Below are 11,373 nucleotides of genomic sequence, written 5' to 3'. Positions count from 1 at the left end.
AAGATTAGAAGTCTCGCGCTCTATCCAGATGAGCTACGGGCGCGCGCCGGGTGCCTCATAAGCGTGCTTTTCCAAACGTGCAAACCGGGTTAGCACAGGCACCCATGACCGATCCCCAGCTTTCGCGCATCGACGGCACTTCCAGCGCGCGCCGCCATTTCCGCTATTTCGATTATGTGATGGCCTCGTTCGTGGCTATCCTCTTGTTGTCGAACCTGATTGGCGCGGCCAAGCTGGCGCAAGTTGGCGGCTTCACCTTCGGGGCGGGCATCCTGTTCTTCCCCGTATCCTACGTGATCGGCGATGTGCTGACCGAGGTCTACGGCTATGCCAACGCGCGGCGTTGCGTGTGGATGGGCTTCTTCGCGCTGATCTTTATGGCCTTCATGAGCTATGTTGTCGTCGCCATGCCCGCTGCGCCGGATTGGGATGGACAGGCTGCTTATGAAAGCGTGTTCGGCTCTACCTGGCGCATCGTGCTGGCGTCCGTCACGGCATTCTGGGCGGGTGAGTTTGTCAATTCCTTCGTGCTGGCCAAGATGAAGGTGCTGACAGCTGGCAAGGCCCTGTGGACCCGCACGATCGGGTCTACAGTGTTTGGGCAGGCCATCGACAGCCTGCTGTTCTATCCCATTGCGTTCCTCGGCATCTGGACCACCGATCAGGTGCTGATGGTGATGGTCACAAACTGGGCGATGAAAGTGGCTTGGGAAGCGGGCCTTACGCCGGTGACGTATGCTGTGGTCGGCTGGCTGAAGAAGCGCGAAGGGGCTGAAGTGTTCGATACCGACACGGATTTTTCGCCTTTTGCCAAGGCTCCGCAGGTCTGACCTCCGTTCTGTCCGGGCATCCTTCGACAGGCTCAGGATGAGCGGAGTAATTCTGGACTCCCAAAACCGCTCATCCTGAGCCTGTCGAAGGATGCTTCATGCACACGGATGCCGCAAAAACCCCGCCTCTCCCGAGTGGGAGAAGCGGGGCCATAGCGCGCGGGGCGGGGGGCGTTTCCGCGCGATCAATCGGCAATCAGGCCGATCAGCAGGTAGACGATAAGTGCCGAGCCGAGGCCAAGCAGGGTGGCGAGCGCAAAGGCCACGCGAACCAGCGTCACGTCCACGCCGAAGTAGTTCGAAATTCCTGCGCAAACGCCCATCAGCTTGCCGCGCACCTTGTCGAGGCGGAAACCGCGTGAGGTTTCGATGGGGCGAGGGGCCGAATCATCGAAGCGAAGCTGGCTCATCAAATCATCTCCTGTGCGGCAGCCGGGGCTGCGTCATCATGGCTGGAATGGGCAGGAACGCTCACGGTTCCGGCTATCAGGGCGAGGCTGAGGGCGAATGCACCTGCCGCTGCGGCGAACTGGTCGATCACCTGGCGCATCAGATCAGTCCCTGCACTTGGGCGGCAGGGGCGGGGCTTGCCTGCGGGACGTTGACGGTGCCCGCGATCAGCGCGAGGCTGAGAACGAAAGCGCTGGCGGCGGCGGCGATGCGGTTGGCAAAAGCGGTCATGGTTGCGGTCCTCATGCAATCTGGTGAAGCCGTTGTGGCTGATGCAACAGAGCTTTGCATGGGGCGTGCCAAACTGCATAAATGGCTGAAAACCGCACATTCACGCAAACATCGCTTCTTTGCCAACCTTTCCGCTTGCTGAACAGTGGGGATTTTCACCACATCTTGGGAGGTGTTGTATCGGTCATGCACAGGCTGCGTCTCGCCGCACCGATTGCAGCTTGCATTTTCACCATGACACGCCTATCTGCGCCTCATCCCGACATTGTGAAAGCAAGGTCAGGCTGGTGCCACCGGGCACCGGCGCGGACCGGCTTTTGCTGTTCGGGGCCGGCTTTTGCCTTTCGGCCTATTGGAGATTGCATGGCGGATATCGCGCGGATCACGGAAGTTATCGAACCTGAGGCAAAGGCTCTCGGTTTCGATCTCGTGCGCGTGCGCTATTTCAAGGGCGGCGAGATCGGTGATGAAGAGCATACGCTCCAGATCATGGCTGAACGCCCTGCAACCGGCCAGCTTGTGATCGAAGATTGCGCCGCGCTGTCGCACCGCATTTCCGACCGGTTCGATGAACTGGAAGAAGTCGGTGAAATGCTGATCGAAGATGCCTATCGTCTCGAAGTCAGTTCGCCGGGTATCGACCGTCCGCTGACCCGCGCAAAGGATTTTGCGGCATGGGTCGGCCACGAAGCGCGTGTCGAACTTTCCGAACTGCTGGGTGAGCGCAAGCGCTTTCGTGGCGATATCAAAAGCTTCGATGCGGAAACGCAGATCATTTCGATTGAGGATGACGGCACCGTTTTTGAAGTGCCGTTCACCCTTGTTGCCAATGCAAAGCTGATCCTTACGGACAAGCTTATCGCCGCTTCCCGGCCGCTGGATACCAGCGGGGCGGACGAAATTCTCGAAGAACAGGAAGACTGACGCATGGCCAGTGCGATTTCTGCAAACCGCGCCGAACTGCTTGCAATCGCCAATGCGGTTGCCACGGAAAAGATGATCGACAAGTCCGTCGTCATCGAGGCGATGGAAGAAGCAATCCAGAAGTCGGCGCGCAACCGCTATGGCGCTGAAAACGACATTCGCGCAAAGCTTGATCCGCGCACCGGCGATCTGCGCCTGTGGCGCGTGGTCGAAGTAGTCGAAGTGGTCGAGGATTACTTCAAGCAGGTCGATCTGAAGGCTGCTGAAAAGCTGCAGCCCGGCGCTGCCATCGGCGATTTCATCGTCGATCCGCTGCCCCCGGTCGATCTCGGTCGTATCGATGCACAGTCGGCCAAGCAGGTGATCTTCCAGAAGGTCCGCGATGCTGAACGTGACCGTCAGTATGACGAATTCAAGGACCGCGCAGGCGAAGTCATCACCGGCGTGATCAAGTCGGTCGAATTCGGCCACGTGATCGTCAACCTCGGCCGCGCCGAGGGCGTGATCCGTCGTGATCAGCAGATCCCGCGCGAAGTGCCGCGCGTGGGCGAGCGCGTCCGCGCGCTGATCATGAAGGTCGAGCGCCAGAACCGCGGCCCGCAGATCTTCCTCAGCCGGGCGCATCCCGAATTCATGAAGAAGCTCTTCGCGCAGGAAGTGCCCGAAATCTACGATGGCATCATCGAGATCAAGGCCGCTGCCCGCGATCCCGGTTCGCGCGCCAAGATCGGCGTGATCAGTCGCGATAGCAGCATCGATCCTGTCGGTGCCTGCGTCGGCATGAAGGGTAGCCGCGTTCAGGCTGTCGTGCAGGAACTGCAGGGCGAAAAGATCGACATCATCCCCTGGAGCGAAGATACCGCGACCTTCGTCGTCAACGCTCTCCAGCCTGCCACCGTCAGCCGCGTGGTGATCGACGAGGAAGAGAGCCGCATCGAGGTGGTCGTTCCTGACGACCAGCTTTCACTCGCCATCGGTCGTCGTGGCCAGAACGTGCGCCTGGCCTCGTCGCTCACCGGTTCGGCTATCGACATCATGACCGAGGCCGAGGCTTCGGAGAAGCGCCAGAAGGAATTTGCCGAGCGTTCGAAGATGTTCGAGGAAGAACTCGACGTCGACGAAACCCTTTCGCAGCTGCTGGTGGCCGAAGGCTTCACCGAGCTTGAGGAAGTGGCCTACATCGAAAACGCCGAACTCGCGGCGATCGAAGGCTTCGACGAAGAACTCGCCGAAGAACTGCAGAGCCGCGCCGCAGAAGCGATTGAGCGCCGCGAAGAAGGCCTGCGCGAGCAGCGTCGCGGTCTTGGCGTTGAAGATGCGCTTGCAGAACTGCCGCACCTGACCGAAGCGATGCTGGTCACGCTCGGCAAGGCCGGCATCAAGACGCTTGACGATCTGGCCGATCTTGCCACCGACGAACTCATTGCCAAGAAGCGCGCCGAACAGCGCCGCCGCAACGACAAGGGGCCGCGCGAAAAGAGCGATCGTCCTGAACGCGTCGAGGACAAGGGCGGCGTGCTTGGCGAATATGGCCTGAGCGAAGAGCAGGGCAACGAGATCATCATGGCCGCGCGCGCGCATTGGTTTGAAGACGAACCAGTAGCTGAGGAGGCCGCCGATGCGGATTCCTCACAATGAGCCGCTAAGCTCCGACATCGTTGACGCGAAGCCGACGGGGAAATCCTCGCCGGAGCGCAAGTGTGTCCTTACCGGGCAGCATGATGCGCGGGACGAATTGCTTCGTCTCGCCATCTCGCCCGATGGCGATGTGCTGCCCGATGTAATGGCGCGTGCCCCCGGGCGCGGCGCATGGATCGGCGTTGACCGGCAAGCCCTTGAAAAAGCGATTGCCAATGGCAAATTAAAGGGAGCGCTGGCGCGTGCCTTCAAGGGCGCACCACTGCGCATTCCCGCCGATCTTGCCGATCGTATCGAACAGGCTTTGCGTCGGCTGCTGACAGATCGGCTCGGCATTGAACTGCGTGCGGGCAACGTGCTTCTCGGCACCGAAAAGATTGCGCAAGGATGCAGGGCAGGGGCGGTCACGTTCCTCGGGCACGCCTGTGACGCCGGTTCCGATGGTCCCAACAAGCTGGCGCAGGCCTGGCGTGTGGGCGAAGGGGCCGAAGGCACGGGCAAGAAAGGCACAATCTTGCCGCTGGACCGGGCGGCGCTGTCTGTGGCATTGGGCCGCGACAACGTCGTTCACCTGGCGCTGACCGATTCCGCTGCTACCGCCAGACTGGAAGCGCCGCTGCAGCGCCTGATACATTTTCTCGGAAACGGGACAGAAGCCGCCGAATCCCCAACGGATCAGGCTGCGAACGACGATATTGATACGAAGGGCGAATGAGTTCGATGAGCGATAGCGACAAGAAGCCGACACTGGGCCGCAGGCCGCTGGGTCTGAAGACCTCGGTGGAAGCCGGAGAGGTCAAGCAGACCTTCAGCCACGGTCGCACCAACAAGGTGGTGGTCGAAGTGAAGCGGCGCAAGCTGATGGGTCGCCCCGGCGAGGCTGCGCCTACTGCTGCACCCGCCGCACCGGCACCAGCGCCGACCGCGCCTGTCGCTCCGCCGCCACCCCCTCCACCGCCCCCGCCGCCGCCTTCAGCCACGCGTGAAACGCGGCAGGAACTGCAGGCCCGCCTGCTGCGCGAAGCCGAGGAATCACGCCTTGCCGCGCTTGAAGCCGCGAACCGTCGTGAGCAGGAAGAACGCGTGCGTGCTCAGGAAGAAGAGCGCCGTCGTGCCGAAGACAAGGCCCGCGCCGAGGCCGAAGCCGCCGCGCCTGCGCCAGCGGTGGTCGAGCCGACTCCTGCCGCAGCTCCAGCGCCCGAACCGGAAGTTGCAGCGCAGCCAGAACCCGCACCTGCAGCACCGGTCGCCGCTCCTGCCCCCGCACCGGTTGAGGCCGTAAAGGCCACTGAACCGGCCAAGGCAGAAGAGGCTGCGCCCGTCATCCCCGCGCCGCGCCGCTTCACGCCCGTTGCATCGCCTGCACCGGTCAAGCGCCCTGAACCGGTTGCTGCCAAGAAGCCTGCCAACAACCCGCGCGATCGCAAGACGGAAGACCGTCGTGGCGGCAAGCTCACCGTCACGCGCGCTCTGAACGAGGACGAAGGTGCACGCGCCCGTTCGCTCGCCGCACTGAAGCGTGCGCGTGAAAAGGAACGTCGCGCCCACTTCGCAGGCCAGTCGCAGCCACGCGAAAAGCAGGTGCGCGATGTGGTCGTGCCCGATGCGATCACCGTTCAGGATCTGGCGAACCGTATGGCTGAAAAGGCTGCGGATCTGGTCAAGGCACTGTTCAAGATGGGCATGATGGTCACCATCAACCAGACCATCGATCAGGACACTGCTGAACTGCTGGTCACCGAATTCGGCCACAACATCCAGCGCGTCAGCGATAGCGATGCCGATATCGACACTGCGGCTGACGTTGATGCCGACGAAACGCTCAAGGCGCGTCCGCCGGTTGTGGCCATCATGGGCCACGTCGATCACGGCAAGACCTCGCTGCTCGATGCGCTGCGCGGGACGGACGTTGTGCGCGGCGAAGCCGGTGGCATCACGCAGCACATCGGCGCCTATCAGATCAAGACCAAGGGCGGTGATCACATCACCTTCCTTGATACGCCGGGCCACGAAGCCTTCACCGAAATGCGTATGCGCGGTGCCAATGTCACCGACATCGTCATTCTAGTGGTTGCGGGCGATGACGGGCTGATGCCGCAGACGATCGAGGCTATCAACCACACCAAGGCCGCTGGCGTGCCGATGATCGTGGCGATCACCAAGTCGGACAAGCCCGAATTCAACCCGCAGAAGATCCGCGAACGTCTGCTCGAACACGAAATCATCGTGGAAGACATGTCGGGCGACGTGCAGGATGTGGAAGTCTCGGCCAAGACCGGGGCCGGGCTGGACGAACTGATCGAGAAGATCCTGCTTCAGGCGGAACTGCTCGAACTCGCTGCCAACCCCGATCGCGCGGCAGAAGCCACCGTGATCGAAGCCAAGCTCGACAAGGGCAAGGGGCCACTCGCCACCGTCCTCGTCAATCGCGGCACGCTCAAGGTTGGCGACATTCTCGTTGTCGGCACCCAGTCGGGCCGCGTCCGCGCGATGCTTGATGACAAGGGCCGTCAGGTGAAGACTGCAGGGCCTTCTCTTCCGGTCGAAGTGCTCGGCATCGGCGGCGTGCCGATGGCGGGTGATACGCTCACTGTGGTCGAAAGCGAAGCCCGTGCCCGCGAAGTGGCCGCGTACCGTCAGGAACGCGCAACCGCCAAGCGCACCGTGCAGGCTCCGGCCAGCCTCGAAAACATGTTCTCCGCGCTTGCCGCGAAGAACACGGTCATCGAATACCCGCTGGTTGTCCGTGCCGACGTGCAGGGTTCGGTCGAAGCGATTGTCAACGCGCTCAACAAGATCTCGACCGACGAGATCAAGGTGCGCATCCTGCAATCGGGCGTGGGCGCGATCACCGAAGGCGACGTCAACCTGGCGCAGGCCAGCGGCGCGCCGATCGTTGGCTTCAATGTCCGTCCGAACGCCAAGGCGCGCGAGCTGATCGAGCGTAACAAGGTGCGGATGAAGTACTTCGACGTGATCTATCAGCTCACCGACGACATCCGTTCGGAAATGGCGGGCGAGCTGGGACCGGAAGCGATTGAAACGGTCGTCGGCCGTGCAGAGGTCAAGGAAGTCTTCCCGGCGGGCAAGAAGGACAAGGCAGCAGGTCTGCTCGTGGTCGAAGGCGTCATCCGCAAGGGACTGCACGCACGTCTCACGCGCAACGACGTCATCGTCAGCCGCACGACCATTGCCTCGCTGCGCCGCTTCAAGGACGACGTGCCCGAAGTCCGCGCAGGTCTGGAATGCGGCGTGCTGCTGCAGGACACGAACGACATCAAGGCTGGTGATCAGCTGGAAGTCTTCGAAGTCGAAATGCGCGAACGGACTTTGTAAGGTTTGGCCTGTTCTTGCTCCCCTCCCGCTTGCGGGAGGGGTTGGGGGACGGCCTGTCATGTTAGAGAACCGTTGCCACCATATCGGCAACGGTTCCGCTGTTCATTGACGATCAATCCGAGAACTACGGACCGGCAGTCTCTGCCTGCATAACGCTTTTCCGAGGTCGCAACCTGCGACAGAAGGGAAGGTGATCTGTATGGAAATCGAAACTGTAGCGCTTCTGGTTCTCGGCGTGGCGACGTTGATCGTTGGCCTCGTCGGGCTGGTGATCAAGCTTATTGAGCTGGGTCGCAAGTAAGCCAGTAAGGGGGTGTCGTAGCAGCGGCATCCCCGATACCAAAAGAACCCGGACGTAGCAGCGTCCGGGTTCCGGGATGGTGAAATGGATACTTCAACTGTAGTGCTGTGCGCTTGATAGCAAAATTTCGGAAAAACGCAAGCCATGACCCGATATGTCGCCCTGTTCGGTTCCATCAACGTCGGCGGCAATCGCGTGACGATGGCGGATTTGCGTTATGCCTTTGAACGCGAAGGGCTGACCGGGCTGGAAACCGTTGTCGCCAGCGGAAACCTGCTGTTCGATTATGATGACCGCCCGCTTGATGGGTTGGAAGACCTGTTCAGCCACGTGATGCTAGACCGGTTCGATATCAAGAGTTTCGTCGCCGTGCGTGACCGTGCCGCCATTGCCGAAGCGGTGGAAGGCAATCCTTTCACAGGTATCGGTCAGGACAACTTCGCCCACACGCTTTTCCTGGAACGCCAGCCCGAACAGGCCGCGTTTGATAAGCTGGCAGCGGATCAGGCGATGCGGGGTATGGAAAAACTCGCAATCGGCAACCGCAGTATCTATATCGATTTCGCGAACGGCGTGGCCGAAAGCAAGCTGACCGGCGCTTTTATCGAACGCCGTCTCGGTTGCCGGGGCACCGCGCGCAACGTGCGATCACTCGCACGTATCCTTGCAAAGATGAGTTAGAATTGGCCAAGCCTCAAACGACCCCCGAAACCCGCTCCGTCCGCCTGCTCAAGGTGGGCGAACAAGTGCGCCATATCCTGTCCGAACTGCTGGCGCGGCAGGAAGTGCATGACGATGTGCTGACCGCGCATACCGTATCGGTCACGGAAGTGCGCATGTCGCCTGATCTGCGCCACGCCACCGTGTTCATCAAGGCGCTGCTGGGTGAGGATGAAGAACTGGTGCTGAAAGCGCTTCGCACCAACACGGCCTATTTCCAGCGCGAAGTGGCACAGCGCCTGCGGCTGAAATATGCCGCGAAGATCAAGTTCCTGCCGGACGAGAGTTTTGACGAGGCAAGCCGGATAGAACGTTTGTTGTCCGACCCCAAAGTGCTGCGCGATCTTGACGGCGACAGCGCCGAGGGCTGAGGCATAGGGCCGATGGCCAAGCTCTATTTCTATTATGCCAGCATGAATGCGGGCAAATCCACCAATCTGCTGCAGGCGGATTTCAACTATCGCGAACGCGGCATGGCAACGATGCTGTGGACTGCAGCGCTGGATGATCGTGGCGGCCATCGCGCCATCGAAAGTCGGATTGGCCTTCACGCCGATGCGCAGCGCTTTGATGCAACCACCGATCTGTGGAGCCGGGTCAGCGCCGCTCATGCCGTGCAACCGCTGTCTTGCGTGCTGGTGGACGAGGCGCAGTTCCTGTCAAAGAATCAGGTCTGGCAACTGGCCCGGATTGCCGATGAATCCGGGATTCCCGTTCTGTGCTATGGGCTTAGAACGGACTTCCAGGGCGAATTGTTCGAAGGTGCTGCAGCGCTTTTGGGTATCGCAGACTCGTTGGTAGAACTGAAAGCCGTCTGCCACTGCGGCCGCAAGGCAACGATGAACCTGCGCGTCGATCAAAGCGGTGCGGCGGTGCGGGCAGGGGCGCAGACTGAGATTGGCGGGAACGACCGCTATGTCGCATTGTGCCGCAAACATTTTTCCGAGGCGATGCAGCCGTGACTGACGATGGTCTTTATGTGCCGCTGGCCGATGGCGAGTTGCGGTTGGAACTTCTGCGCGAAGATCATCGCGAAGCCTTGCGTGTGGCATGTGGGCAAGATGCTGAAATCTGGAAACTTTATCCTTTCAGTTACTGGGAGGAGGCATTCGATCCGCAGTTCGACAGTCTGCTGAACAGCGCGCCGCAGCGCCGCCCTTATGCGGTGTTCGATGGTAAAGCGCTCGTCGGGATGACTGCCTGGATCGAACATGGCGCTGCTGGCTGGTCGGTGGAGATTGGCAACAGCTATATTGTGCCTGCGGTGCGTGGCACCGGCTTCAACACCCGGCTCAAGTCTTTGATGTTGCACCATGCTTTCGCTTGCGGGCTGGAACGGGTCGCGTTCAAGGTCGATGCGCTGAACCTCCGAAGCCAGGCGGCGGTGCGCAAGATTGGCGGGGTGCAAGAGGGCGTGATGCGCCACGAACGACGGACATGGACCGGGCGCGTGCGCAACACGGTGTTGTTCTCGATCCTGCGAGATGATTGGTTGGGCGTAACATCATGAATCCCGAAGGTATTTTCTGGCAGATCGCGACCATCGCGATCCCCATGATCCTTGCGATCGTGTTCCACGAAGTCGCTCACGGCTGGGTCGCGCGCGCGCTGGGTGATCCCACAGCGGCAGAGCAAAAGCGTTTGAGTCTCAACCCCTTGCGCCATGTCGATCCGTTCGGAACGATCATCCTGCCCGGCCTGCTCAAGCTCTCCGGCGCACCAGTTTTTGGTTGGGCAAAGCCTGTGCCGGTGGATTTTTCACGGCTGCGCAATCCACGCTGGGGGATGGTGGCTGTTGCGGCGGCGGGGCCGGTAACGAACTTCGTGCTGGCGGCGTTCGCGGCGATTGCGCTGGGGCTTTTGGTGCGGGTGACCGACTTTGCGGCAGAGCCGGGGCTGGGCGTCCTGTTTCTTGCGGACAACCTGCGCAACTTCCTGATCGTGAACCTTTTTCTGGGCGCATTCAATCTGCTGCCGATCCCGCCGTTCGATGGATCGCGGATCGTGATGGGCATTCTCCCGGCACCGCTGGCGCGCGGATATGCGCGGCTGGAGCCGTTCGGGCTGATTATCGTGTTCGGATTTCTTGTTATTCTTCCATACTTTATGCCAGAACTGCGGCTGGTTGAGCGCCTTATTGGCCCGCCGGTGCAGTGGCTGGGCGAGCATCTTGCGGGATTGGCCGGAATGGTCGCTGGGCCGGAGCCGCAGTAGCATGGTCGACGGCTGGATCATCCTCGATAAACCGCTGGAAATGGGGTCAACGCAAGGGGTTGCGGCGGTGAAGCGCAACCTGCGGCAGGCGGGCTTTGGCAAATGCAAGGTCGGCCACGGCGGCACTCTCGATCCGCTGGCGACGGGCGTGCTGCCTATCGCTGTTGGAGAAGCGACCAAGTTGTGTGGCCGCATGTTGGATTCCGACAAGATCTATGCATTCACGGTGACTTTCGGAGCTGAGACGGACACCCTTGATCTAGAGGGTAAAATCACTGCGGCGAGTGATGCTCGGCCTGCGCTTGCCGCGCTTCAGGACGTTCTAGGTGCATTTAGGTGCACTTCAGAACAGGTGCCGCCAGCCTACTCCGCGCTGATGATAAACGGCCAGCGTGCCTATGATCTTGCCCGCGCGGGAGAGGCGGTTGACCTGCCATCACGCACGATCACGATCCATGAACTGACACTTGATGCGATCACCGGCAGCGAAGCGGCGGTTGAATCTGCGACGCTGACCGCCCACGTATCCAAAGGCACATATATCCGCAGTCTGGCGCGCGACATTGCCCGCGCACTCGGCACTGTGGGACATGTGACGATGCTGCGCCGCCTGAAAGCCGGACCGTTCGCGATTGCCCAAGCGATTTCGCTGGACAAACTGAACGATGTGGGTAAAGGCGCGCCCCTTGAACACATACTCTTGCCGCTGGAGGCAGGGCTGGTCGACAT

At 61.0% G+C, this 11,373-nt stretch carries 14 protein-coding genes; 11 read left to right on the top strand and 3 right to left on the bottom strand.

The genetic code is table 11. From position 1 onward, the window contains the following. The first annotated feature begins 104 nt into the window (after positions 1-104). Entirely contained in the window at positions 105-830 is a 726-nt protein-coding gene (locus ACOVQ0_RS02460; protein WP_421879808.1) for a queuosine precursor transporter, read from the top strand. A 185-nt stretch (positions 831-1,015) separates the two neighbouring features. Here ACOVQ0_RS02460 and ACOVQ0_RS02455 read toward each other — a convergent pair whose 3' ends face one another. From ACOVQ0_RS02455 to ACOVQ0_RS02445, 3 genes are read right to left on the bottom strand one after another with little or no spacing between them, the layout of a single operon-like run. Then, the gene (locus tag ACOVQ0_RS02455) at positions 1,016-1,240 is read right to left on the bottom strand and encodes a PspC domain-containing protein (RefSeq protein ID WP_421879806.1); all 225 of its coding nucleotides are present in this window, start codon (positions 1,238-1,240) and stop codon (positions 1,016-1,018) included. Continuing rightward, positions 1,240-1,380: a hypothetical protein gene (locus tag ACOVQ0_RS02450; protein WP_421879803.1), complete on the bottom strand. Its 141-nt coding sequence runs from the start codon at positions 1,378-1,380 to the stop codon at positions 1,240-1,242. The genes ACOVQ0_RS02455 and ACOVQ0_RS02450 overlap by 1 nt, the downstream gene beginning before the upstream one ends. Next, the gene (locus tag ACOVQ0_RS02445) at positions 1,380-1,511 is read right to left on the bottom strand and encodes a hypothetical protein (protein ID WP_421879800.1); all 132 of its coding nucleotides are present in this window, start codon (positions 1,509-1,511) and stop codon (positions 1,380-1,382) included. Before ACOVQ0_RS02445 ends, ACOVQ0_RS02450 begins: the two co-directional genes overlap by 1 nt. Positions 1,512-1,874: 363 nt before the next feature. Between ACOVQ0_RS02445 and rimP the strand changes: the two genes are divergently transcribed. The 10 genes from rimP to truB all read left to right on the top strand — a co-directional run. Further along, positions 1,875-2,435, top strand: coding sequence for a ribosome maturation protein RimP (gene rimP / locus ACOVQ0_RS02440; protein WP_421879797.1), 561 nt, complete (start codon positions 1,875-1,877; stop codon positions 2,433-2,435). A gap of 3 nt (positions 2,436-2,438) precedes the next feature. Beyond that, a complete protein-coding gene (gene nusA / locus ACOVQ0_RS02435; protein WP_421879794.1) occupies positions 2,439-4,073 on the top strand; it encodes a transcription termination factor NusA in 1,635 nt (544 codons plus the stop codon). Continuing rightward, positions 4,054-4,788: a DUF448 domain-containing protein gene (locus ACOVQ0_RS02430; RefSeq protein ID WP_421879791.1), complete on the top strand. Its 735-nt coding sequence runs from the start codon at positions 4,054-4,056 to the stop codon at positions 4,786-4,788. The genes nusA and ACOVQ0_RS02430 overlap by 20 nt, the downstream gene beginning before the upstream one ends. Positions 4,789-4,793: 5 nt before the next feature. Further along, complete coding sequence (gene infB, locus ACOVQ0_RS02425) at positions 4,794-7,409, top strand: translation initiation factor IF-2 (RefSeq protein WP_421879788.1); 2,616 nt, start codon at positions 4,794-4,796, stop codon at positions 7,407-7,409. Between the two features lie 445 nt (positions 7,410-7,854). Then, the gene (locus ACOVQ0_RS02420; protein WP_421879786.1) at positions 7,855-8,391 is read left to right on the top strand and encodes a DUF1697 domain-containing protein; all 537 of its coding nucleotides are present in this window, start codon (positions 7,855-7,857) and stop codon (positions 8,389-8,391) included. A 2-nt stretch (positions 8,392-8,393) separates the two neighbouring features. Continuing rightward, positions 8,394-8,801 carry a 30S ribosome-binding factor RbfA gene (rbfA, locus tag ACOVQ0_RS02415; protein ID WP_421879783.1) on the top strand — a complete coding sequence of 136 codons (408 nt, stop codon included), beginning with the start codon at positions 8,394-8,396 and terminating at the stop codon, positions 8,799-8,801. A 12-nt stretch (positions 8,802-8,813) separates the two neighbouring features. Beyond that, positions 8,814-9,392 (top strand): thymidine kinase, encoded by a 579-nt coding sequence (locus ACOVQ0_RS02410; protein WP_421879781.1) that lies wholly within the window; start codon positions 8,814-8,816, stop codon positions 9,390-9,392. Then, positions 9,389-9,940 (top strand): GNAT family N-acetyltransferase, encoded by a 552-nt coding sequence (locus ACOVQ0_RS02405; RefSeq protein WP_421879779.1) that lies wholly within the window; start codon positions 9,389-9,391, stop codon positions 9,938-9,940. Before ACOVQ0_RS02410 ends, ACOVQ0_RS02405 begins: the two co-directional genes overlap by 4 nt. Continuing rightward, on the top strand, positions 9,937-10,644 hold the full coding sequence (locus ACOVQ0_RS02400) for a site-2 protease family protein (protein ID WP_421879776.1): 708 nt from the start codon (positions 9,937-9,939) through the stop codon (positions 10,642-10,644). The genes ACOVQ0_RS02405 and ACOVQ0_RS02400 overlap by 4 nt, the downstream gene beginning before the upstream one ends. 1 nt (position 10,645) lies before the next feature. Then, positions 10,646-11,373, top strand: a 728-nt coding sequence (truB, locus tag ACOVQ0_RS02395) for a tRNA pseudouridine(55) synthase TruB (RefSeq protein WP_421879773.1), incomplete at its 3' end; no start/stop codon positions are given.

This window comes from Novosphingobium sp., from assembly GCF_049240505.1.
Lineage (GTDB): Bacteria > Pseudomonadota > Alphaproteobacteria > Sphingomonadales > Sphingomonadaceae > Novosphingobium.
Note: the sequence above shows the minus strand (reverse complement) of the source record. Positions and strands in the feature narration are given on the sequence as shown.